This is a genomic window from Blautia schinkii (assembly GCF_013304825.1).
Classification (GTDB): Bacteria; Bacillota; Clostridia; order Lachnospirales; family Lachnospiraceae; genus Blautia_A; species Blautia_A schinkii_B.
Window position 1 is genome coordinate 1 of the sequence record NZ_JAAWUO010000016.1, and the last position, 25462, is coordinate 25462.

The following is a 25462-nucleotide window of genomic DNA, read 5'->3' on the forward strand; positions in this document are numbered from 1 at the left end:
AGTCTTACCAGACTGGATTCCCACCAGTTATATATTTGGCACCGAACTGGCGCACACCTCCTGCACACATATTATAATGGGAGTACGCATAAATCAATCGACTAGCAGTAGAATTGCAGAATATTAGCACAAATATATCAAATAATCTCCCCATTATAATTATTTCTGTGAAGTTATATTCGGATATTTTTTAAGCCATACTATGGAATAATTAAATCTGTGTAACTTATAACCATGGCAGAAAAAACAACCTTCCGGAACTTAGAAAAGGTCACCTGATATGGAATTGTAATTTGATTCTTCTTTGAACCCTTACAAATGCAGAAGCTGAACAAATAGGATTTTTCTTCCTACCTGTTCAGCTCTTTGTTTACCTGTAAATCAATTCATTTAACACAATCTCTTCCGCCATATTACGAATACCATTTATCGCTCTGACCCATTTCATCTGATCACGAACTTTCAATTCTTCCGTAATGCCCTGCCTATCCATCATCTGACGCACAAGAATATCCATTCTCTCCTGTGCTTCATCGTCCACAGTATTCAGATGTTCTGTCAGTCTGTCTTCCAGCATATACAGTGAATACATTGCCGGACGATACTCTTTCAGATATGTTTTCCGCATCATTCCATATTTCCCATAATGCGGTTCTTCATCTGTACTGACAAGATTCGGATAGTAAATTCCGTCTGCGCCAAGTGTGTAGGTTCCACCCATTTTTTCAAATGTACTTTTCATGTGTTATTCCTCCTTGAAATCAGCGATGTCCTTAGATCATCGCATAATATTTCAGGGCAGCCTTGATAGCATCTTCTTTCTCTTTCGGGCATTTCGGAACTCTTGCATTTTCTGATTTTGGAAGATTATAGTTTTCTCCCACTTCAATTCCACATTTGCGTTTTACCTGAGAAATATATAAACTTGAAACCTTCAAGCCAAATTCTTTCAGCACATAATCTTTGATTTCCTGATAGGTTGCTTTCAACTCGGCACTGGTGGCATCCAGCTCGTCCAGGTCTAAGTCGATCTCTATCGTGTCATCTGGTTTTTGTTGGGACAAAAGAACAACCGTCTCAACTGTATTACCACTTTCCCACAAAATCTAACCTTGACGATACCATCCACAAATATCATTTAGCGAACGTGCATCTCTTATTATATTTATTTCAGATGAATAATAACCTGCATCCATTAATGAATCCTAAACTCATCCAAAATAACAGCCGCCTGCTCATAATTTAAATTGATCAATATTTCAAGTATATCTTCATATGCTTCAATAAGTTCTTGATCCTGTTTAATTTTATCACTATATGTAATAAAGGATTTAAGGATAATCAACTGTACTATTGCTTCTTGTTCTCTTATTGATTTTTTAAATTTATTTACCTCAGATTTTGCATTTTGAAAGCTATTTCTAATAGAAATTAATATTTCTGGCAGCAATTCATCCATATGCATTTGGTAAATCGTTCTCAACAGTTCCTTTATGTGATATTTTCCATACTTTGTAAATTGCTTATTCAAAAATTGCTTATCTACGTATGAATAATTTGTTTTGATTTTACTCCAGTCTCCCGTGCAATATCTCGTTACAGAAAGCATAAGAGATTTATATAACTGTATTCGAACATACTCCTCATCAATGTCATTTACTTTTTTCTCAATATATAGAATTTTCTTTTTACATATATTTCTTCTTTTTGAGTCAACATATGAGTCAAAAAATTCACATAAAAAATTGCCAAAGATATCTTGATAGAACTCAATTGTATCTGTTGTAAATTTTGTAAAATCAATCTCTTCAAATAATATATCGATTGCCATTTTTGCATCATCTTGGGTTTGAATCATTTCCCGCTGAAACAGCTCTATGATTTCATGTTCTTGGTAAACATCAAAAATTTCGTGAGCATTATAATTTCTTTTAGTATATTTCCAAATATCAATCACACATAGCAAAATTTCATGAATAACTATTCTAAAAGATTCATTCGTAAAATTTAGGCCGCAATTTGCAACATAGCATATTGTAGATATATCATAGTTACTCATATCAAAAACATCTATCTCTAAAGATTCTTCCTGCAGCAGATACCTATCTATTATCTCCTCTTCGCGACTAGTATAACAATTTCCATCATCATCTTTGATATAACGATCTATTCCTGACAACTTAGGTTGCATATTAGGATTAAATATAAACTCCTTATCTTTCTTACTCACTTTCAAATAATTAGCATTATATTTTTGATGTTCCATCTGATCTTCAGATAATTTAATAATTGTATTAAATACCGCTTGTGCCAAAGTCTCGTGATTAGCTAAATATCTCTTCACGTATTTAGCCATTTCATCAATAACACCATGTTGCCCCTTATACATCAAACAATCCAACACAATTTTCTTTATTTTATTTTTTATCCCAATAGCAACGTCATTTTCCAATTGATTCAATAAAACTGGCATAAGTGCAATATCTGCCAAAAAGCTTCCATTAGAAAACAATTTCTCTATTCCGTTAATCCATATTGTGCAAAACTTTTCCCTTTTCTCATTTTCTAATTCTTGATGATTTATTGCACTAGCAATTAAAAGTATCAAAAGATTTTCATATTGAAATGCCATATCAGTATCCTTCATCAATTCTAAAATAACTTTAATTGCATCAAGAGTTGATGGCAAGTCAATCTGCCCAGACACCATATTATCATTACACTTTTTAATCGCCGCATTTAATCTCTGCTTAGGTTTATTGAATTCTTCTTGTCTTAGAACAATTTTTTCTGCTTCCCCTGATATTTGGGGTTCTAACATAATTATATTGTCGGTTATCTTGGTTGCTTTTGCACCACGCATATCCATTTTTTGAATCTGTAAATAGTCCTGTGCATTTTCTGCATCATTTTTTATAATTGAATATAAATAATCAAGAATTCCATAGCATTTATCCTGAACCATTGAATCAAAATATATCTGTGTATGAGATACATATTCTTGTATACTCAAATCACATTTTTTATCCAACTCATATCTATCTTTAAGCTCAGGTATCCCCATGGTCTTAAGAATTTGCCTTTCGAGCAACTCTTTTGTCGGATTTTTTTTGTACAACATATATCTTGTGGTATCCCAATGAACAAGTTCTATGCTTGTAGCCAAATCCAAAGCATAACCCGGTAATTCGTTTTCAAAGTGCATTCCTATACTCTCAATGATTGTAAGCAATACTATATTATTTGATTTTGAATAAATAGTTTCTTTGACATAATTTGCAAATGCAACAGTGAATTCATGATCCTTTTTACAAATCTCCAAACTGCTTATTATAGCCTCTTTAAGACAAAAAATAACATCTCCTATTAAGGTAGGTACATTGTGATCTCTACTCCCTGCAAGCCACATGTTTCCATTTCCCCAATATTCCTTTATTGCATTACTCTCACTAATTTTTACTTTGATTTTTATTACATATTCAGGATTATTAGTTGCATATTCTAATATTACCCTATTTATAAATTGAATTGCCCAATGAAATCCCACTTTAAAATTCAATCGAAACAGATTCCATAAAAATGCATTCTCGTACACTGTTCTATATAAATAATTATAATGTTCAGCTTTCTCACTTAATCCATATTCAAAACCCTTAGACAGTCTATCGGCTCTATAGAAATCAAATTCCTCTGCATCTACTTTTCCACGTAACCATAGTATATCAGCTATCGAACACAATTCGCTTGCTAATCCAGTTACCAAAGCAGGATAAGCATTCTTCAATGTCCATTCCATAATATCTTCTGACTTACGCATACTTTTTCTATTTCCATTAATATAATTATTAATCAATGTATTAAAAAACTTTTTTAACCACTCTTCTGAGTTATCTGCCATTCGATAAAGTGCTTCCAAGCAAGACGATATTTCATCTATGATTTTATAATAGTTTTCTTGCTCAGATTCCTGCAACGAATATTCCACATAATATTCCATCATAGCGCATGCATCTGAAGCAATAACTGCCACTTTATCTTCTTGTTTCGCATAATCCAAGCATAACTTAACTATATCATCTCTTCCGATTATATTTTTCTTATATATTTCTTCGTTTTTCAAAAGTCGAATAATACATGGTCTTCCATTACCAATTGGGGACAATTTCATTTGTGGTGATTCTTGTCTAATATGTAATAACTCACCTTCAAATGCGAACAAATTAATATTCTTCACAAAGTCGAACAACATGCCTTGTTCCAGAATCTCCGACCCTTGTTCTTCGAAATAATTATCACAAAACCTTGACTTAACAATTCCAATTTCTGTTTGCCTTTTCCAACTTTGCGGAATCTCATCAGAAAAAGTAAGGCTATATAAAAACTTATCTCTATTTACCTGTATAAACATTTTATTTGAAATCCAAATCTGATACCGTCTATACACACATCGCCCAAGATTTTCTATTTCATCATAGAAGGTCTTATACTTCCCTTTGCACAAATCAAAAGCTTTATCAAAATAATGTTCAAAGCAAATATCTTCGAAAATATCATATTTCAGTCTAATATAATCTCCTTGTTGAGCAATTACACCTTCTGAAAGCAATGCATGCATTATGTCTCTATCTATATCGTCCTTATGAATACCCAACATAAATTTTCTAGCTCTTTCAAACACAATCTTCTCAACAGTTTCAATAACTTTGTTACTGAGTATGCCATACATTCGAGATTTTTCCTCCAAACATATTATGTTTTTCCAAATATATTCTCTTAGAGAATTTTCATCACCTATATTATCAATATCCATCGAATTACTAACTATCAAGTTTATATAAAAGGGCGATTTTAATAAATCAACATATGAATTTGTTTTATACATTTTATGAATAATCGGATATTGCTTCATAAGCAATGCAAGTTCATCTTCTGTTATATCGCCAACTTCATAAATTTTTATTGAAAAATTTGTTTCCAGTTTAATAAAAGCATTTTTATCACTCGTTCTACAAGATGTTACTATGTACACATTTTGATATTCTGCCGCCATATCATACAAATACTGTAATAATTCAAATTTTGTTTCGGCACAGTCCGCAATAAACTCGAGAGCATCAATAAAGAATATTAATTTCTTTCCATTAATACACTCTAAAACGTCTTGGATACAGCAACCCCAAATGTCGTCAATATGACTTTCTTCCAAAAATCTTTCAGCACGAGCATATAAAACCAATTTTTCATTTTCAACATATTTTTTGCATAAAACAGATTTACCGCTACCAGCTCCACCTTGTATTGAAATATATCGCTCATTGTCTTTTGTTATTTTTTCAAGAAATTCATTTCTATCGATTTCATACTCTCCGTTAATCAATCCTTCAATATTTTTCAACCCTGAATTACTAAGTTCCAATGCACCTTTAAATTTTCTGATATTAATATTAAAGTTCTCATACTCATCCTTTAATACCTTGTATAATTTCTTCTGAAAATTAAGATCATTTTGTGCTTTAGTTATAATATCATTTGTAGTAATCAAATTATCTTTAATAGTAAATGAAATACTCCCAATTTGATTATCCCCACTATACTCTCTCACCTTATCAATACTATTATTACTAAGTACAAAAAATACAATATTCTTTAAGTCCGAGCATTTTTTATCTTTTGAATCCCTTATCTTTTCCAATGTAGTTTTTATTTTTGTTGGTACATCTTGTACAGTACTTACCTGCACTAAAAGTTCTCTGTTTTCTGATATCAAATCTACATATGGATAAGTTGCCGTCTCGTCATTCAGATTACTAAACTTCTGTCCGAACCATACATTACATACCTCAATCGCAAATAACTCAAACATTTTTGCAGCATCAAATAATCCGTTTTTATTTGCCATTTTGATTTTTTCATCATATGAAGACATATATTCAATTATGAAACCCATTCTTTCGTTTGAATTCAACATATATTCAATGCTCCTTATCCGTTAGTTTCTTTTAAAATATTTACCTGAGTTCATTCTCAATTTCTTCTATCGTTGGCATAGAAGCTCTATATTCCACAGGCAATAAATTTGACAACTTATACTCAGATATTCCTATCGGTTCTTTTGAACTATTTACCGCATATTTTGCAAGGATATTATTTTTGCTTTTGCATATAATCAGACCAATTGTTTTTGCATCAAAATCTGTCTTGACCAAATCATCCACAATATTCACATATGTACCAATCTGTCCAATGTCTTGACAACTGAACCACTATACTCGATGTAAAAGCTACTATTTTAACTTCAACAACAACGTAACAATGCAAATACAGATGATAAAATAAAAGATCTATTTTTTCCTCTGTTCCTTCAATCGGTATTGTATATTCTCTTCCAACAAAAGCAAACCCTTTTCCAAGTTCCATAAGAAATTTTGTGATGTTGTCCATCAATGCGTCTTTTAACTCTTTCTCACTATAATCTTCTCTGATTGCTACGAAGTCAAAATTATATGGATCCTTTGTTATTTCCTGTGCAAGGTCGCTTTGTGGTTCAGGCAATGCGTATTCAAAGTTTGAAATTGCATTTCCCTGACGCTCATATAAATCGGTATCAAGAAAATTTAAAAGTACTGCCCTTGACCAATTATTTAAAATCGTTTTCTTCACAAAAAATATTGATTTTTCCCTGTCCAATTTACATTTATCAATGATAGCTCTATGATGTCCCCACGGAATCGAAAACAATTCTTTATCCGATAAATCTCCCACAAGTTGTGGAACATTTATTGAATCCTCTTTGCTCTTCAATTCTTCCACAAATTGTGGAAGAATTGGATCACTGTACAATTCATAAAATTTCTTCATATATCTGAGATTCGAACTTGATAAGCCTTGAACCCCTGGCAAAATTGTTCTCATATCTTTACTTAAATTAACAAAAAATCCACTGCCCACTTACTTTCAGCCGACTTTTCTACAATATCTCTTCCTATAGACCAATAGAAACCAATCATTTCCTGATTAACAGAAACAGATGCCTTAATCTGTCTCTGTTTATAGCGTTTTCCTATGTCCTCAATCCACTTCCTATACTCTTCATCCATTTTTATAAGTTGATTCATGTAAACCCCTTTCAGAATTCTGTTTTTTCCCACATCTCTTTATAGGCATTGACATAAAAATTTATACATCCAGGATATGTGTATACAAATCTTCTGCACAACTTTTTATACAATTCCAGCATACTCGCATCATCTGCGAAATCTAATAAGTAATCGAGACAATGAGACAATTCTTCTGATACCTCTCTGTTGCACAATTCCTCCACTATGGGTAAGTATATTTCATATGCCTGCTGTCTAATCTTGTTGAGCTCAATTACCGCGCTAAATATATCATTTCCCATTCCATTTGACCTCCAAATAACTGATATAATTTCTTCAATAGTTATTATAATCAAAGCTCACAGTAAATAACATATAAATAACGCTCATATTAAATCACCCCAAAATGTTTTAATGCATCCTTTATCGCTTCTACTTTCTCCGCCGTCGGATGCCTTCTCGGCTGTTTCAACTCTTCTACCATATTAGGTGCATCATACATCGGCAATCCTAAATTTCTTTTTACCTCTGCGATATATGCCGTATGTACTTTGAAGCCATATTTTTCTTCAATATATTCTTGTATCATTTTATATGTAACCCTTGGAGCCGGCTGATATTGCTTTGCCCGCTCCGCAATTTTATCTAAAGGTACCTTTTCTTCACCTTCTCCAAATTCAACTTTCACATCTATATGGCTATCTGGTGACTTGTGGGACAAGAGCACGATGCTTTCAACATGTTCTTCATTGGATAGGGAATCATCATCGCCCTGCTGATATGATTCTAATGGCTCTATTTCAAGCGTATCAACGATTTCATCACCTATCTTCATAGGAATCTTGAACTGTACAGACTTGACCCATCTGCCGTCTTCCTGCTTCTCTGTGAATATCTCGATTTTCTCAATCATCATCTTTGCAAGAATCTTTTTCTGTTCATCCGTCAGACTGTCAATATTCTGTATAAACTCTTCTGCAATACGTTTATATACCTCTGCTGATAGATTTACACCTTGTGCATTATCAATCTTCATCTCAACGTTATACAGCAAATTATCTGTATTTGCTATCTGCTCATTGATTTCTGATAAATGTGCCCTGTATGACTTCATCAGGTCATCATATAAATCATCATCAATATCAAGGTCATTGATTCTGCGTAACTGCTTTTCCTTCTTTGCAAACAGCTTCTCACGCTCTTTCTCAATACGCTCCTTTTCTGCCTGCAAATCATCAATATTGCTGCGAGAACCCATCTTTTCTTCAAACATACCTTTGAGTTCTGAATTGTCTATCGTGAATTTCAATATCTGCATGATTTCTGTATTCACTTCATCCTGTCTGATATGCTTCTTGTAGTCGCATAAGTGCCCTGATACCATTTTTCTGTTCTTGCAGATGTAATACCACATATCTGTGTAAAATTCATCAGAACCCTTCTTTTTCTTGCGATTCACTACACCGTACATCGGTGCACCACAGACAGGACATCTCAGCAATCCAGATAATATATGTTCGTGCATCAGACTATGTGTCTTCTCACGCTTAAAAGCGTTCTTTGCACGTTTCACCTGTACCCTGTACCATGTGTCTTCGTCAATGATAGCTTCGTGCTGACCATCATACAGCTTGTAATCATCTTTATCCTGTTTCACCACATGGAACTCATTCCTTGTACCTTCGATTTTCTCCGTCTTCCTGCGTCCATACGCAATCTTTCCAGCGTACACAGGATTATCCAGAACGCCTTTTACAAAATGAGCACTTATCAGTGGCACTGTACCGTTCTGACGTACAGTCTTTGTATATCCGTTCTCATTGAGCCATTTTGCCACAGCTCCAACACCCATACCGCCTAAATACTTCTTGTATATCAATTTTATCAGCTCTGCTTCTGCGTCATTGATAACAAGCATCTTTGACTTCTGACCGTCCACAGGCACCAATTTATAGCCGTATGGTGCAAAACCACCGTTCCATAAACCGTCACGTGCTTTTTGCTGCCTTCCTGCCATCGTCTGCTCCTGTATGTTGGAACGCTCTATCTCTGCAACAGATGCCAGTACACTGATTATCAGTTTTCCTGATGCTCCTGCACTATCAATGCCATCTTCTACGCATAAAAGATTTACTCCGTAATCTTCCATGTATTGCAATGAATTAAGCGTATCAGCCGCATTACGTCCAAATCTCGACAATTTGAATACAAGCACATAATCAACATCATCCTTGCTACTCTTGATGTCTTGTAACATCTTTTTGAACTCTGGACGACCTGTAATATTCTTACCGCTTCGTCCCTCGTCACTGTATTCACCTACTACTTTCATACCTCTGTGAGCCGCTTCTCGTCTCAATCGCTCTTTCTGAGCTTCCAGACTGTATCCATCGACCTGAACTTCTGTGGAAACACGTGTGTATATATAACAATTCATCTTTTTCCTTGCCATGTCCCTACCCGCTTTCTTGATTTTCAATTTTCATCGTGCTTCCATTATATATCATTGATATATTTCTTTCAACATTTATCTACATGATTGCCAAGTATATTAAAAAAGTGAGCTTAACACCCACTTTTTACAATACATCATATTTGACACCGTATGACCTCACCACGCACGTTTTATATAAAAACACACAATCTTACGGAAAACACATTTCACACCCCTTCACGAGGTCATACAGTGCATAAAACGCTATATTTTACTTTTCCAACTGCTGATACTCTTTAATAAGCCTGTCAAGAGTTGGTCTTGAAATATTTAATTCCTCAGCCAGCTCTTTTTTCGTGTATTCTCTACGCAAATATCTATCATAATATTTGCCGAAATCTTTCACCCGTACAGCCTTACGACCTTTGTATGCTCCTCTCTGCTTTGCAAGAGCGATACCCTCACGCTGTCTTTCCAGAATGTTCTCACGCTCAAACTCATTGATTGCAGCAATCATTGTGAGCATCAATTTTCCTGTGGCAGTCGATGTATCAAGATTCTCTTTCAATGATACAAGATGTATATTCTTCTCTTTGAATCTCTCAACCAGTTCCAGCAAATCCTTTGTACTACGTGCAAGCCTGCTGAAATCTTTGACATACACTGTATCACCTTCACGAGCAAACTCTAATAATCGTTGCAGCTCTGGTCTGTTCATATCTTTTCCAGATACTTTTTCAACAAACCACTTTTCAATATCATATTTTTTCAATGCTTCGACCTGTCTGGCTTCGTTCTGGTCAGCCGAACTGACACGTACATATGCAATTTTCATCTTAAAATCTCCTTTCGTGTAAAAATAGAGAGTATTTATATTACTATTTGTAAATAAATTCGATTATAACTCTATTTTTACACATATTATCCAATAATACAACCCATCACAATAAATTTAAAATAGGGTACGCTCTATTTTTACACGTAATACAAGAAAAAACACTCCCATATAAGGGAGTGTCTTCCTTCACTTACTTCTATCAAATTCATCCTGTTGCTCATCTGTATCAAAATACACACCTTGCTTAATCTGTTCACGCTTCGTTCTAATTTCATCAACTTGCATCTGATATTTTTGATTCAAAGAATCAGAATTTCTATCAATAATACCAATAAACTTATTCGCATAACGTTGTCCTTCTGCGGTCATGGATTCTTTCAAAATATTCAGAACGTGTTTCGCAATATCAACAGGTGATTTATAAGATTCTGCATCTGCAATCAGTGTATCAATCGCATTTGCTTTTTTATCAAGCTCTGCATCTCTCTGATTGAGTTTTGTTTCTTTCGTTTCATTCTCAAGTTTCTGTTTTTCAACTTCCGCTTCTTTCGTCTCATTTACAAGTTTCTGAGCCTCAAGAGCATCTTCCTTGACCTGAAATGCAGCTTCATCCTCTTCCTGCTTCTTTTTCCTTTCATCCAAATCCAACTTAACATCGTCAAGAGCAGTTTCACGCAATGAAATAGTTTCTAATCGCAAATCCATTTCATCTTGTGATTTTTTCAGTTCCTCTTTTTCAGTTGCAAGATTCTCTTTTTCAGTCTTGATTTTCTGTTTATCTGCTTCAATGGATTTCACTTTTTTATCGAAAAGTGTTTGCAATTCATATAAATCATTTTCATCTTCTGCATCTAATAAAGTCTGCAATGCTTTCACTGTATCCTCTCGCACAAGCTTAATATTTTTCTGCTGTGCATCCAAACTTTTTTCTTTTCGCTCTAATGCAAAAGATTCTATTTGCTGTGCAATAACAGAATCAATAATTGAATCTGTATCTTCTCTATTTTTTTGAGCGTCTTCTTCATTCGCAAGTTTCTGTTTTTCATTTGCCTTCTTGACTTCTTCAACATCCTGTCTTTCAGCAGCCAACAATCTAAATTCTCCGACAGTAGAATGTTTTCTATGCTCACCTGAATCCGGTGCTCTTTGAATCGCTTCGTAACCATATTCAAGTGCATCCGCAACCATTTCTTCTGCAATGATTTCTTTAAATCTTTCATGTAACTGCGTGATTCCATATTCTTTGTCAGGAGTTTTTTCAAACCCCATTTGTTTCAATGCTGTTACACTTCCAACTCTCGCATCCATTCCTTTTTCATAGCCTGTTGCTCTCAAAACATATGCAATATGACCATGACCTGTTCCGCATGGTTCATCACCATGATAGTCAGCACGAATGACAACAAGATGTTCAGGGTCTAAGTTTGCAATTCTGTCAACGGCACGATGTAAAATTCTTTTAGTTCTTTCTGTATTTTCACTTTTGTTCAAGTGTGCAAGTGCGTATTCACTTGCTTCTTTTTCGTGACCGGACTTCTTTAACACTTTCCACTGTTCCATATCGAAATCAGTATCAGTTACACCATTGTCATCTTTGTTTCCAACCTGTAATACAGCTTCATGGATTGCTGTTTCTTGCATATCCCCTTTGCCATAGCAAAATGTTCCATCAACAATTCCATCATAATAGCTTTTTTGTCGTTCGGGCTTTGTAGATTCCATTCCCATTTTTCGAGAAGGTCTTGTCTGCTTCGCATTAAATTTATCAACTGATTCCTGAAAAATTGCATTGAACTTGTCTGCATCTGTTGTATTCTTGTCACCAATCCAATGTTCATTTCTATTTTCAAGAGCCTTATCTGCATTTGTTGGTGTAGTCAATCGCTGGTCATGCCACTCGGCTGGTCTGCCTTGCGATGATGATACTGTCATTACTTCTGCCATTGTATCTCACCCCTCTCTACCATTTTATTTGTTTCTACATTCTTCCCAATATTTGTACCATGTACAAATATTGCTCAATACAACCTTTGACGCTTCGCATCAAAGGCTTCCTTTCGCCAGTGGGGGCTGTCTGCCCCCATTCTGGACTTTCCCCCGACCCTGCGGGGCTTGCAAAAATGTTTTTACTGCTCCTGTCTAAAGAAAGGATTCGCACCATTTTCTCTTTCCTGTACATTCACATTTTCAACATGAACCTGCTGTTCATGATTTACATTTTGTGACTGTACAGGCTGTGCTGTCTGCTGTGCATTTCTCTCTTTTCTCTTTTCGAGAATATGCTGATACACTTCGTCTTCACGTTCATCAACTTCTTTCCAGAAATTGATTTCCTTTTTCTGACGTTTCACAGCAACATCACGTTTTGCTTTCAACTTTGCTTCAAATTCTTCATAGACTTTTCTTTCGTCTTCACTCAAAAACTCTAACAATTCATTTTCTTTTTTACTACGTTTACTCATAAAAAATTACCTCAACTTTCTATCTGAAATTTTTAATTTTATTTATTCCATACTTGAAATATAACACATAAAAATCATTTTTCCTATCCCAGGTTATGATTTTGTTTTTATCGTGTTCACCTTTTGAAAAGTGCAAAAAAAGAACAGGTGATGTACAGCATCTATACACCATCTGTTCTTTTAAATTTACAATCTATCACCATACGGTAACGACTTAATATAGTCTTCCATGAACTGCCAATCTGGTACATACCCATCTTCTGAATATGTATGTTCATCATCAATAAAGATTGTTCCGTCTGCATTATGTTTAACAGGTAACGTGAATCCAAAATCTGTTCTGATATGCGTATTTAATTCTCTACCAAATGGAAAATATTTATATTTACTTTCATTCATAATAAGACAAGAAATAAATAATTTTGCAGCATCAGAGACTTCATCTTCAAACTCCAAAACAGATACATTCTGTGAAGTATAAAATGCTTCATTTTGTAAATACGAAGACCCTAAACTTCCACCTAATGCAACTGTAACACATCCTGCTTTATACGGTTCTACATCATCCACAATATCAACTTTTCCAGCCACACCATTATCATCTGCGGAACGACCTACAAAATTTATTTCTGGATTATCCATTGTCATCGCCGACCAATCCATTTTATTTCCCATTGTAATATCACAAATATTTTTTAAGTAAAAATATTTCCATTCTCCAACATCAAACTTCAATGTATTTTCAACTTTATTTTGTGTCGTCAACGGCTTATGCTTTAATGATTTTATATAATCTTCCATGAACTTCCAATCTGGCACATACCCATCATCAGAATATTTTTTATCTGCATCAATAAATGGTGTTCCATCTGCGTTATGCTGGATAGGAAGATTGATTTTTGTATCAGCCAAATGAGTTTTCCATTTTCTCCCAAATGAATATTTTGGTCTTTCTTGCGAATATATAGTCGCTAAAAACAAACCTGTATATTGATTCAAATTATCATTATATCCTGCAACAATATCTGTTGTTCCTATAAAATCCACATCCATATAATTTGCATATCCTACAGAACCTTGTCCGTTGCAAATGAATATAATACAATTACCCTTTGTCATCAAGCTTTCATCTTTAACACAATGCAGCATAACTCCATTGTCATCTTTTTTTGCCCCTACATAAAAACATTCATTTCCATCTTCAAGCATTTGTTGATTTGCTTTACCATTTTGCATATCATAAAACAATTTTGATGTTTTAAACTCTTTCCAATCGTCAACATTAAGATTCATAAATCTTGCCCTCCTTCATTAAGTATGCAAGATAATTATTCAATGTCTGTTGAAAATCTTCTTCACAAAGTTTTGTGTAATCAGTTTTCATATATGCTTCGCAAAGCCATTCATCTTTTCCAGATACTTCTGCTGTTGCTGATAAACCATCCACTGTTTTATGATTACGGAATAAACGAAGCCATTCTTCTTCAATAACTTTCCATTTACTATTTCCATCATCATCAAACTGTTCCACACGTCCAAGATTTTTCTTTTTCTTGAACCCATCTTCTTTATAATAGCCAAAAAATGTTTCCTTCATAGTTCCATCAGCTTTAATATGCGGTTCACCTAACGTAAACACCATACAACACGCAGAAACCGAAGCTCCCGGATAAAAAACTTCATTTGGCAATGTAAATACCGCTTCTAATGTATTATTTTCTAACATTGATATTTTTTCATTTTGAATAATAGCTTTTGTTCCTATTGCTGTTGCAACAGGAAGTAATACAGCCATTTTCACAGTCTTACGTGGTTGACCATCTTCTTCTCTTTTGTCATTCATTTCCTTGATTACATCAGACAAATAATGAATAAACACCAATCCCTTTGTTGGGTCTTCCTTACCATCTTTTGCTTTTCCCCAATCTTTTTTATATTTATCTGGTATTCCAATAGGTTTTGCATTATACGGTGGATTCATAAGAATAATATCTGGGTCTGCATCTTTAATAAAATCCTTACAATCAAAGCAGCTTCCGAATTTGATATTACTGTTTCCGTCTCCATGAATCAGCATATTTGTTGTAGAAAGACCATAGGCTTTTTCTTCCACTTCAATGCCATAAATGTGTTCTTCTTTCACCTTACACATAAGGTCTTTTGCTTCTTCCTCACGTTTACCACGTCTACAATCAGCAAGCTCTTTTACCATTGCTTGTACAAGGAAAGAACCACTTCCACAAGTCGCATCCAGCACACGCTTTGTTCTATCTACACCTGTAACACGACACATAAACTCTGTAATATGGTCAGGCGTAAATGCCTGATTCTTGTCTGCTTTTCCTGTGTATTTATTAAATGCAATAAAGAACATATTCAGAATATCCTGCCCTTCTGAGCTATCAGTATCAATATATCTGTATATATCCAACATGATTTTTTCAAGAATATCTACCCAATCAGTTGTTTTCAAAGCTCTAACTTTCTGATTTCCCAGAACATTCTTTTGAAGCAACTCAACCTTTTTAGCCTTATTATCCGAACCATCCAATAAATCAGATAACACACCTTCAATAGCACCTCTGATGCCTTTTGGTGTCATCAGATTCCAGAACTCTTTCATTGAATCGACAAATTCTTTTGTAATCAAAACAGCACCTTTCTTTTTCACAAGGTCTTTAATATACAAAAGGCTTGTTCCTACAAACTGACTGCGAAGATTCTCGTCAATATCTTTTTTATGTAAAAGCTCATTCAATGAATATGTATTTCTAAGCACCGTTTCTCGGTCATTAGATTTATTGATTCTGAACAACCTTACATAATGAGCCATTCTATCCAGCATAGCTTCATCTTTCAATACGTGTTCATCATCAACGAATGACTTCCACACCTTAATTTTATCGTTATTTGTATTAGCAAGAATACAAATAGCTTTCTTGCCCGGATGAATTGCACGTTCTTCTTCCAGATACTCACGCAACTGTTTTTCATCATCATCAACATAGTTCTGCTTCGTCTCAATCAAAACTACTACATCGTCCATTTCAAATCGAATATCCAATTTGAAATGTGATACAGGATGACCAACCTTTGCTTCTAACTGTGCTTTTCCACCTGCTGCCTGAACATAGCTATATTCTCCGGCTTCTATATTGCTTGTCAGAAATTCCTTTCCAACAGTTTCAACCATATCATGTCTAAGCATAATAGCTGTCTCTCCTTTGTTCTTCCTCTTTATTTTGTGGATATATGGATAACTCTCAGAGTTACCCACATACCCACAAAATCTGCTACTACGGCTACTAATTCCGTAATTATATATTTACATATTTATATATTTATATAAATATGTTATTTGCAATTTTCATCAATCCACTGCATGAACAATTCACTTACAGTCGTATGATTCTGCATTGCATACAGCTTAATCTTGTCTCTATGATTTGCTGTAATTGCAAGTGTCATTGTTGCTCTTGGATTGTTCTTTGTATATTTCGCAGGTCTGCCTACACGTGATGTCTTTTCATCATCTTCCGCTTTTGCAACATACGCTGTACCGCTACTTGCAGCCGCTTTCTTTGCAGCCTGTTCTTTTTCGCTTTTATTTGCAAGTCCGCCCAATAATGCAGACATATCTTTCTTTGCCACAATCATTCCACCTTTCATAATTATGTACTTTTGTATTTATATAATTATAACATACAACTATTCCTGTGGCAATCCAATCTGTAAGCGAATTTCATTCATTGTCTTACGTGTCAACAACGCTGCATTAGAGCGTGGTGCATAATCTACAACCGACTTTCCATACATACCAGCTTTCGCAAATTCTTCTGATTGCGGAATAATTGATACATGACGACCGTTCCTTACAGTCTTGAACCAGTCTTCAAATGCTGCTGCCGCATTGAATCTATTCCAAGCATTGAAAATGAACATTGTATCACTTGATTTTCCATTCTGTTCAATCAGCTCTAACATTGTCTGCAACGTTGGAATATCTTTGTATGTTGTTCTTGTAGGAATGATAATCAGGTCTGCACCCTGAATCAGCTCACCAAGATTATCAGAGATATATCCCGGCGTGTCTACAATGGCATAATCAGCATCATCAATCACTTTAGGCTCATGAATGATACCGCCCTGACCATCCAAATCATACAAAGAATATTTTACGCCTGTTCTATCGAAACTAAATGCAAGCTCATCAGCAACCAATGTCTTACCACAACCGCCTTTTTGATTCGCAATTAAAATTGTCTTCATAATCATTCTCCTTTGCTGTATTTTGTAATTACATAATTATTTATTTACATAATTATATCATTATGTAATTATAAATTCAAGAGTGTTTCAGAAATTTTCAGCCTTGATACAGGAAAAATAGCAGAAAATCATGGAAAATAAGCATGGGAAATTTATGTCACATATTTTGGTCATAAATTGGGCAATTTATGGTGTATAAATTGGACATCGTAAAAAAATGGGGAAAATTTTGCGATTTTACAGAGAAAACAGGGTACAGAAAAAAGCGTGACACAAGCTGAAAAACGTGACACAAACGTGGAACAAGCTGTATTGTACATCAGTCATACAACAGAGCATTTTTAACCCAAAATCGTGTGTCACGAAAGAAAAAACGTGACACAGCTTAAAACATACATCAGGGCTAACACAGAGCAAATTTGTGTCACTGTTCCACGCTTTTCTCATATTCTTTATAGAACAACACCCAAAATACACTCAAAAATCATAAAATGTAGTATTTATCGGTATTACAGACAATTTACACATAATATCAAAATGATACAAAGTAATACAGTGGAAATATATGATAACTTAGTATCAAAATGATACATTGAAAAACGTTGATAAATCAAGGTTTTTGGTATTTTCTGTTTTTTCTCACGTTTGACTTAAAAAAACGTGGAACAGTGACACAAATATGATGAATCATAGTACTGGCGTGTATTACAGGTGTGTCACGAAAAATAAAAACGTGACACAAACGTGGAACCGTGACACACTTATGTAAAAAACTTCAAAAAAAATATAGTGGCACATTCACTGTACCACTATCTTTCTATGCTCTTACAATTCCTCTGTAATATGTCTTTAACGCTGGATGACAAATTTTATTAACATCTCCACCTTTGTAATTCGGATTGTACCAGTCTTCCAGCTTATAATCCCAAATCAAAGGTTCTGGTTTGTCCATTGTATTTCCTGGTCTATATTTTTTCGTCTTATCTTCACACATCCATTCAGGATATTCAGACAAGATATTCAAAACATCTCTAATAAATACCTGTGATGACTTTGTATCTTTATCACCAACATTTCTCTTGTACCATGCTTTATATAAATCATACAGGAATGTAAACGGAACCAAGTCCCATGTAAGCTGTTCCATGATTTCATCCATAAACTGTCTTACAGGGTCATTGAATGACTTATACTCAGCCAGTGCGTTCTTACAAGCCTGTGGTGTAGAAAGTTCGTAATAATTCATATTCAGAACCTTATACAGAATATATTCCAGCACTTCTTTTCTCTTGAGATAATCCTGTTTGATGTACTTTCTTTCTGCTCCTGTAAAACACTTCGTAAACGGAATAAACAGCTGTCTACGGAAGAAAGAATCACTCTTATCTTTCACACGTGGCATTTCGTTCAGACACTGTACCATAAAACCTTTAAACTGATATGGAATTGGTGTCTTGAACTTACGGTTAATCTGAATCACATCACCTGTAACAATCGCCTTTAAATTCGCAGCTTTATCAATATATGTACCTACATCGTTTTCATCCACAATGATTGCAACAGAATACAGCATAGGTTCCAACATGAAATCCTTTCCCATGTTAGACAGTGAAATTGAACAATGTGAACCATCTCCCAACAAATTACGGAACATAGAGCACAATGTACCTTTACCATTGTTACCCGATTCACTGTAAAACCATGCAGCCTTACCCCATGGTACGTTAGGTCTTACAACAGCTCCTGTTACTTCCCAAAGTGTATTGACAATCTCAGGGTCATCAGACAGCTCATTCATCCAACTTTCTACATCCCAGTCTGTACCATCATCATCATTATGGATAGTGATGTTCTGAGCCATCGAGTTGTAATCAATCCTTGATTTACTCATAAAGACTAAATCTGGTGTAAATGGTAAGAGCTGCTTTGTATCATAATCGAAAATACCATTGTTGACAGCAATTAAATTTGGCTCTCTGCAAGGCTGTACACGTGGTGCAAAACTTCTGATATTATTAAACACCTCATCCAGTTCTCTTAACGTAGTACCATAATAATACTCTCGTGCAAGTTTGAAAAATGCCTTATCATCAGTAACATAAATACCTTCATCTTTTCCTTCTGTCTGATAAAGACCGAGCAATGTCAAATCTGCATCGCAATTTGTGCTACCTGTTTCAATAGCTACAACTGGATGTAATGCAACGATAATATCTCCAATCTGAGCCGGAATCAATCTGTCAGGAACCTTCCATTTTGCATCTCGCTGTACTACTGAATTGTGAATATCAAACTGATTTTTAATATTCAACAAAATACTGGCAGCAACTTCCTTCGGTTCAGGTAAATTCGATTTATCTACCGATGCTAAATATTCATGTGTAACTTCTCTAATAATTGAATCTCTTGTGTCCATAAATTAACACGTCCTTTCTTAATTAAAACTTTATTTCATGATTTCATGAAATTTTGCAACGTTTTTCTTGAAGTTCGTGCCAATTTATGCTAAGATTAACTCATAAATCAAAGGAATATAGAAGTTTTGGTACGAACTTCTTGATAGCAACAGTGATTCCCGTCACAGTTGCTATTTTTTTATTCTATTTTTTTAAATATAACCTTTTTCTTCAATCCACTGTTCAAAAGCTGCTCTATCAATCATAACTTTCCCTTGCTTTCCAACAGTGATATAGGCTGTAAATTCCCCATCCTTCTTAATCTGTTTCATTCTATTTAAGCCAATTCCCATGTACTGACCCATCTCTTTCATGGACAAATATTTTCTTTCAGAATATGGTAAAGGATTATTTGCTGTTCTTGACATATCTTAAAGACCTCCTATTTTTTGCTGTATTTACAAGCATCTTACCTGTTTAGGCTAAGTTTAGCATATAAAATTTTGCATTGCAAGATATTCCTACACAAGAGAAACACGTTTTTCGCAAATCTGTTCATTTATCAGGCTTTTTAGCTCAAAAAAATTTTTTTCACACATACAAAAAAAGAGAAGACAGAAACAATCTCCATCTTCTCTCATAATTTTTATACTGTATTACAATTTATATCATCCTGAAATGCTTAAATGCTTCCATAATCAGCTCACGCTTTTCATCAGGACATTGTGGCACCTTGTGCCCTTCTGCACCTGTATTATAGTTCTCTCGCTTCTCAAATCCGCATGAATCTTTCACCTGTGCAATATACAGATTCGATACAGAAACATTATACTGTTCCTTTATCCATGATTTTATCTCTGCATACGTTGCTGAACCCTTTGTATTACGCATATATTCGTTATCTTTAGGCTCATAATCAACATACTCATATTCAATATTTCTATCATCGACCATTTTCCTACCCAAAAGGACTACCGTCTCCACATGTGTGCTCTGCGGAAACATATCAGTAGTAGATACCCGTTTCAACTCATACTCCTCTGCACAAAGTATCTTCAGATCCCTGGCCAATGTCGCACTGTCGCAGCTTACATATACAACTCTCTCCGGTTTCATCTTAAGTATCGTATTCAACAGTGCTTCATCACAGCCCTTTCGCGGCGGATCTACCACGATAACATCTGCGTAGATACCGTTCTTGTCATATTCTCTCGGCAATACTTCTTCTGCCTTTCCAACAAAGAACTCCACATTCTCAATTCCGTTGATCTTCGCATTTTCTCTTGCGTTGTCAATGGCCTGTGGAACGATCTCCACACCGCGGACAAATTTTGCTCTCTGTGCCAGGAACAGAGAGATGGTTCCGATTCCGCAGTACAAATCCCAGACAGTTTCATTTCCGGTAAGGCCTGCATATTCCAGAGCTTTTCCATACAGTTTTTCGGTCTGGATAGGATTGACCTGGAAAAAGGACAGCGGAGAAATCTGATATGATACATTTCCAATACTGTCCGTTATATAGGACTGTCCCCAGAGAAGGCGAAGCTGGTTTCCCAGAATCACATTATTACGTTTCTTATTTACATTAATAGTAATACTGGTCATTCCCGGAATTTCACAAAGAGACTCCACCAGAGCTTTTTCCGCAGGAAGCTTATCTCCATTGAGAATCAGGCAGACCATGATCTGATCTGTATGGAATCCATAGCGAATCATAATGTGACGCACAAGGCCTTTGCCAGTGGTCTCATCATAAGGCTGAATATGATACTTTTCCATATGTCCAATTACACAGTCCAAAACATCTTTATTCTGTTTTACACCCAAGATACAATCCCGGTTCTCAATAATAGAATGCGTTCTTCCTGCGTAAAAACCGGTAATGATCTTTCCGTCTTTATTTTTTCCTACGGGGAACTGAGCTTTGTTGCGGTAATGGTATGGTTCTTCCATTCCCATGATCGGTTCCATTTCAAGATCTTTAAAACCTCCGATCCGCTCCAGATGACCGCGAACCTTTTTCTCCTTAAATTTCAGCTGTTCTTCATAAGACAGTGCCTGGATCTGGCAGCCGCCACATTGACGTGCTATGGAGCAGGCTGGTTTCACACGGTATGGGGACGGTGTGATCACCTCCATCAGACGGCCATAGCCGTAGTTCTTTTTTGCCTTGATGATCTTAGCTTTGATCCTGTCACCGATCACGGCATCTTTCACAAAAACGGTGAAGCCATCGGCTTTCCCGATACCTTCACCGTCAACTCCGCAATCTTCTATATCCAGGGTTAATATATCATTTTTACGGAATTCCATTAATTAAATATCTCCTGTTCTTCTTAAATTGGACTCAAAAAAACGGTTGTAGCCAAGCCATTCTTTTTTTCCTTTGTCTGCATGGAAGATCTCTGTCAGCGTCTCCATTCTTGCATCTGTATTATCTGCAAGATTCAAAGCAACTGCCTCTGCAAGTGCAGGTTTTTTCGGAGATCCGTACTCCAGCTCACCATGATGGGCAAGGATACAATGGATCACCTGATTCTCAATCTTCTCCGGAAAATCCGGAATTTCTTTTACCAGGTCGTGTACCATCTGTGCTCCAATCATAATATGTCCCAGAAGCTGTCCCTCATCTGTATAATCATTCATCGGAAAAGCAGAAAGCTCCCTGGTTTTTCCAACATCATGAAGAAGTGCTGTTGTGATCAGAAGATCTCTATTCAACAGAGGATACGCATTCGCCATATAGTCGCAGAGACGTGTCACTCCAAGAGTATGCTCCATCAGACCGCCGATGAATCCGTGATGCACAGTTTTCGCTGCTGAATGTCCCTCGAACACTTTCATAAATTCCTTATCTTCTACAAAAAGCTTCTTCAGAAGCTGGGAAAGATACGGATTCTTCACACTGTCGATCAATGCATGAAGCTGGCTCTGCATATCGTCCACGCTGTTCTCGCTGACCGGAAGATAGTCTGCCGGGTCATATTCACCCTCTCCTGCCTTGCGCGCTCTCTTGATATTCAGCTGCATAGCACCTGCAAAGCTTGTCACATCTCCCATGATCTCAATATAATCTAGGGCATCAAAATCATCGATTCCCAGGGAATTCGGATCCCAGATCTTACCATCGATCACACCTGTTTTATCCTGAAGGATCAGATTCTCATAGGGCTTGCCGTTCTTGGTGGTAGCCGGCTGTTTCTGTTTGCAGAGATAGATCCCGTTTACTCTGTCTCCCTCATGTAACTCATTTAAAAAACGCATAAAATCTTTGCCTTTCTATTCACACTTTATTTTTTTACACTATTCAGAGCAGCTATCCTTTACGCTCATAGCCTTACTCCAAAACACACTTTTTAACCATAAGCCGGTAATTCCTTCCGGTTCGCTCCGCAAGTCATATCATGCTTCCGGCGCATTTTGGCTTTATTTAGTATCATAACACATTTTACTTTCCTTTGCTACGGAAATCATGTAAAATAGGAAACGAAGTGTTTTTTTGTATACCCTGTATCACACAGAAAAACACGGAATCAACAGAAGTAACAAAAAGGAGTAACAATAGCAACAATGAACAAAAAAGCATACAAAGCACTTGAATACTATAAAATCATAGATCTGCTCACAGACAAGGCCTCTTCCCCAATGGGAAAAGATCTCTGCAGGAAGCTTACCCCTTCCACGGATATCGAAGAGATCCGTTCCATGCAGCTGCAGACTCACGATGCACTTGCCCGCCTCTTTAAAAAAGGCAGCATTTCCTTTGGCAGTGTCAAAGATATCCGCGGCACCCTGAAGCGTCTTACTATAGGCAGTTCCTTAAATGCGCCGGAACTTCTCTCTGTGTGCAGCCTTCTGGAAAATACCGGCCGTGTAAAAGCTTATTCCAGAAGCGACCGCGATGACGGAATGACCGATTCCCTTGACGGCATGTTCTCAGCCCTAGAACCATTGACACCGCTTAGCACGGAGATCCGACGCTGTATCCTTTCCGAAGATGAGATCAGTGACGATGCCAGCAGCACTCTCCGTCAGATCCGCCGCAGCATCAAGATCACCAACGACCGCATCCATTCCCAGCTTTCCTCTCTGGTTGCAGGAAGCGCAAGGAATTATCTTCAGGATTCTGTTATCACCATGCGAGATGGTCGCTACTGTATCCCGGTAAAAGCTGAGTACAAAGGCCAGGTTCCAGGTATGATACACGATCAGTCAGCAACAGGTTCCACTCTTTTCATTGAACCCATGGCCGTTGTCAAACTGAACAATGACATCCGTGAACTGGAGCTGAAAGAACAGAAAGAGATCGAAGTGATCCTTGCAGACTTAAGCCAGAAGGTAGCCGCAGAACTGGAAGCAATCCATGCAGACCTTTCCATCATGGTCCAGCTGGACTTTATTTTTGCCAGAGCTGCTCTTGCCATGGATATGAATGCCAGCGAACCCATCTTTAATACCGAAGGACGCATCCGTCTCCGTCAGGCCCGCCACCCGCTTATTGACAAAAAGAAAGCCGTTCCCATTGACATTCGCCTTGGAGATGAATTTGACCTCCTTGTTGTCACAGGACCGAACACCGGCGGTAAAACTGTCTCCCTGAAAACCGTGGGTCTTCTCACTCTCATGGGTCAGGCAGGTCTTCATATCCCGGCACTGGACCGCTCCGAACTTGCACTTTTCCGCGAAGTTTACGCAGATATCGGTGATGAGCAGAGCATCGAGCAGTCATTAAGCACCTTCTCCTCACACATGACAAACGTAGTCTCCTTCCTCAAGTCCGCAGATCAGGACTCCCTTGTCCTCTTTGATGAGCTTGGCGCAGGAACAGACCCGACAGAAGGTGCAGCACTGGCCATTGCAATTCTTTCCCATCTTCATGAACAGGGAATCCGCACCATGGCCACCACCCATTACAGCGAACTGAAAATTTACGCGCTTTCCACTCCAGGCGTAGAAAATGCCTGCTGCGAATTTGATGTGGAAACCTTACGTCCAACCTATCGCCTTCTCATCGGTGTCCCTGGAAAAAGTAATGCTTTCGCCATTTCTTCCAAACTGGGACTTCCTGATTTTATCATTGATAAGGCAAAAGAGCAGATCAGTGAGCAGGATGAATCCTTCGAGGATGTTCTGACTTCTCTGGAGCAGAGCCGTGTCACCATTGAAAATGAGCGCGCAGAGATCGCCCGCTATAAAGAACAGGTAGCTGAACTTAAGAAATCCCTCCAGGAAAAAGAAGAAAAACTGGATGAACGCAAAGAACGCATCCTCCGTGAAGCCAACGAACAGGCACACGCGATTCTCCGCGATACCAAAGAATACGCAGATCAGACCATGAAGCTTTTCCATAAATTCCAGAAAGATCACGTGGATACAGCCTCTGTGGAAAAAGAACGACAGAACTTGAAGAAGCGTATGTCAAAAGCAGAAAAAGGCATGTCTTCCAAACAGCAGAAACAGAAACCAACGAAGCTGCTGAAGCCATCCGATCTTTCTCTTGGAGATACTGTAAAAGTCTTAAGCCTGAATCTCAAGGGAACAGTTTCCAGCCATCCGGATTCCAAAGGATATCTCTTTGTACAGATGGGCATCATCCGTTCCAAAGTACATATCTCTGACCTGGAGCTTGTGGATGAACCTGTGATCACCACCCCGTCCATGCAGCGTACAGGCGCAGGAAAAATCCGCATGTCAAAAGCAGCCAGCATTTCCACTGAGATCAATCTCCTGGGAAAAACCGTTGACGAAGCTGTTGCAGAACTGGACAAATATCTGGATGATGCTTACATTGCACATATGAAGTCTGTCCGCATTGTGCATGGCAAAGGTACCGGCGCGCTGCGCAAAGGTGTCCACAATTACCTGAAACGCCAGAAACATGTAGCTTCCTTCCGTCTCGGTGAATTCGGAGAAGGCGATGCCGGTGTAACCATCGTAGAATTCAAGAAATAAAAAAGGAGCTGAAA

General features: G+C 36.8%; 16 protein-coding genes and 2 pseudogenes. 1 reads left to right on the forward strand and 17 read right to left on the reverse strand.

The window, feature by feature from the left end; genetic code table 11:
* Positions 1-370 precede the first annotated feature (370 nt).
* The 17 genes and pseudogenes from HFM85_RS12345 to HFM85_RS12425 form a co-directional block, all read right to left on the reverse strand.
* Positions 371-742 carry a TnpV protein gene (locus HFM85_RS12345; RefSeq protein WP_173738477.1) on the reverse strand — a complete coding sequence of 124 codons (372 nt, stop codon included), beginning with the start codon at positions 740-742 and terminating at the stop codon, positions 371-373.
* 31 nt (positions 743-773) lie between these two features.
* Positions 774-1082, reverse strand: a pseudogene (locus tag HFM85_RS12350) (hypothetical protein); the annotation flags it as partial.
* A 113-nt stretch (positions 1083-1195) separates the two neighbouring features.
* Positions 1196-5968: an SMEK domain-containing protein gene (locus tag HFM85_RS12355; RefSeq protein ID WP_173738478.1), complete on the reverse strand. Its 4773-nt coding sequence runs from the start codon at positions 5966-5968 to the stop codon at positions 1196-1198.
* 40 nt (positions 5969-6008) lie between these two features.
* A pseudogene (locus tag HFM85_RS16705) lies at positions 6009-7115 on the reverse strand (PDDEXK nuclease domain-containing protein).
* An 11-nt stretch (positions 7116-7126) separates the two neighbouring features.
* Positions 7127-7399 (reverse strand): hypothetical protein, encoded by a 273-nt coding sequence (locus HFM85_RS12365; protein WP_173738479.1) that lies wholly within the window; start codon positions 7397-7399, stop codon positions 7127-7129.
* Between the two features lie 89 nt (positions 7400-7488).
* Positions 7489-9549, reverse strand: a complete 2061-nt coding sequence (locus HFM85_RS12370) for a recombinase family protein (RefSeq protein WP_173738480.1) — start codon at positions 9547-9549, stop codon at positions 7489-7491.
* Between the two features lie 253 nt (positions 9550-9802).
* Entirely contained in the window at positions 9803-10366 is a 564-nt protein-coding gene (locus tag HFM85_RS12375) for a recombinase family protein (protein WP_173738481.1), read from the reverse strand.
* Between the two features lie 189 nt (positions 10367-10555).
* Positions 10556-12313 (reverse strand): hypothetical protein, encoded by a 1758-nt coding sequence (locus HFM85_RS12380; protein ID WP_173738482.1) that lies wholly within the window; start codon positions 12311-12313, stop codon positions 10556-10558.
* A gap of 182 nt (positions 12314-12495) precedes the next feature.
* Positions 12496-12831: a hypothetical protein gene (locus tag HFM85_RS12385; RefSeq protein ID WP_173738483.1), complete on the reverse strand. Its 336-nt coding sequence runs from the start codon at positions 12829-12831 to the stop codon at positions 12496-12498.
* A 186-nt stretch (positions 12832-13017) separates the two neighbouring features.
* Complete coding sequence (locus HFM85_RS12390; protein WP_173738484.1) at positions 13018-14124, reverse strand: restriction endonuclease subunit S; 1107 nt, start codon at positions 14122-14124, stop codon at positions 13018-13020.
* Complete coding sequence (locus HFM85_RS12395; RefSeq protein WP_173738485.1) at positions 14114-16039, reverse strand: HsdM family class I SAM-dependent methyltransferase; 1926 nt, start codon at positions 16037-16039, stop codon at positions 14114-14116. The genes HFM85_RS12390 and HFM85_RS12395 overlap by 11 nt, the downstream gene beginning before the upstream one ends.
* Before the next feature lie 146 nt (positions 16040-16185).
* Positions 16186-16482, reverse strand: a complete 297-nt coding sequence (locus tag HFM85_RS12400) for a hypothetical protein (protein WP_173738486.1) — start codon at positions 16480-16482, stop codon at positions 16186-16188.
* A 57-nt stretch (positions 16483-16539) separates the two neighbouring features.
* Positions 16540-17100 (reverse strand): ParA family protein, encoded by a 561-nt coding sequence (locus HFM85_RS12405; protein WP_173738487.1) that lies wholly within the window; start codon positions 17098-17100, stop codon positions 16540-16542.
* 817 nt (positions 17101-17917) lie between these two features.
* Positions 17918-19516 carry a DNA primase family protein gene (locus HFM85_RS12410; protein WP_173738488.1) on the reverse strand — a complete coding sequence of 533 codons (1599 nt, stop codon included), beginning with the start codon at positions 19514-19516 and terminating at the stop codon, positions 17918-17920.
* 192 nt (positions 19517-19708) lie between these two features.
* Positions 19709-19924 carry an excisionase gene (locus HFM85_RS12415; protein ID WP_173738489.1) on the reverse strand — a complete coding sequence of 72 codons (216 nt, stop codon included), beginning with the start codon at positions 19922-19924 and terminating at the stop codon, positions 19709-19711.
* 235 nt (positions 19925-20159) lie between these two features.
* The gene (rlmD, locus tag HFM85_RS12420; protein ID WP_173738490.1) at positions 20160-21809 is read right to left on the reverse strand and encodes a 23S rRNA (uracil(1939)-C(5))-methyltransferase RlmD; all 1650 of its coding nucleotides are present in this window, start codon (positions 21807-21809) and stop codon (positions 20160-20162) included.
* Positions 21810-21812: 3 nt separating this feature from the next.
* Positions 21813-22760 (reverse strand): 3'-5' exoribonuclease YhaM family protein, encoded by a 948-nt coding sequence (locus HFM85_RS12425; RefSeq protein ID WP_173738491.1) that lies wholly within the window; start codon positions 22758-22760, stop codon positions 21813-21815.
* 306 nt (positions 22761-23066) lie between these two features.
* Between HFM85_RS12425 and HFM85_RS12430 the strand changes: the two genes are divergently transcribed.
* A complete protein-coding gene (locus HFM85_RS12430) occupies positions 23067-25448 on the forward strand; it encodes an endonuclease MutS2 (protein WP_173738492.1) in 2382 nt (793 codons plus the stop codon).
* The last annotated feature ends 14 nt before the right edge of the window (positions 25449-25462 follow it).

Excerpts from the sequence above, each read along its gene's own strand:
- HFM85_RS12365 (WP_173738479.1), bottom strand. The coding sequence starts at position 7,399 with ATGGGAAATGATATATTTAGCGCGGTAATTGAGCTCAACAAGATTAGA.
- HFM85_RS12390 (WP_173738484.1), bottom strand. The coding sequence starts at position 14,124 with ATGAATCTTAATGTTGACGATTGGAAAGAGTTTAAAACATCAAAATTG.
- HFM85_RS12425 (WP_173738491.1), bottom strand. The coding sequence starts at position 22,760 with ATGCGTTTTTTAAATGAGTTACATGAGGGAGACAGAGTAAACGGGATC.
- HFM85_RS12375 (WP_173738481.1), bottom strand. The coding sequence starts at position 10,366 with ATGAAAATTGCATATGTACGTGTCAGTTCGGCTGACCAGAACGAAGCC.
- HFM85_RS12395 (WP_173738485.1), bottom strand. The coding sequence starts at position 16,039 with ATGCTTAGACATGATATGGTTGAAACTGTTGGAAAGGAATTTCTGACA.
- HFM85_RS12430 (WP_173738492.1), top strand. The coding sequence starts at position 23,067 with ATGAACAAAAAAGCATACAAAGCACTTGAATACTATAAAATCATAGAT.
- HFM85_RS12355 (WP_173738478.1), bottom strand. The coding sequence starts at position 5,968 with ATGTTGAATTCAAACGAAAGAATGGGTTTCATAATTGAATATATGTCT.
- HFM85_RS12385 (WP_173738483.1), bottom strand. The coding sequence starts at position 12,831 with ATGAGTAAACGTAGTAAAAAAGAAAATGAATTGTTAGAGTTTTTGAGT.
- HFM85_RS12410 (WP_173738488.1), bottom strand. The coding sequence starts at position 19,516 with ATGGACACAAGAGATTCAATTATTAGAGAAGTTACACATGAATATTTA.
- HFM85_RS12415 (WP_173738489.1), bottom strand. The coding sequence starts at position 19,924 with ATGTCAAGAACAGCAAATAATCCTTTACCATATTCTGAAAGAAAATAT.
- HFM85_RS12380 (WP_173738482.1), bottom strand. The coding sequence starts at position 12,313 with ATGGCAGAAGTAATGACAGTATCATCATCGCAAGGCAGACCAGCCGAG.
- HFM85_RS12345 (WP_173738477.1), bottom strand. The coding sequence starts at position 742 with ATGAAAAGTACATTTGAAAAAATGGGTGGAACCTACACACTTGGCGCA.
- HFM85_RS12405 (WP_173738487.1), bottom strand. The coding sequence starts at position 17,100 with ATGAAGACAATTTTAATTGCGAATCAAAAAGGCGGTTGTGGTAAGACA.
- rlmD (WP_173738490.1), bottom strand. The coding sequence starts at position 21,809 with ATGGAATTCCGTAAAAATGATATATTAACCCTGGATATAGAAGATTGC.
- HFM85_RS12370 (WP_173738480.1), bottom strand. The coding sequence starts at position 9,549 with ATGGCAAGGAAAAAGATGAATTGTTATATATACACACGTGTTTCCACA.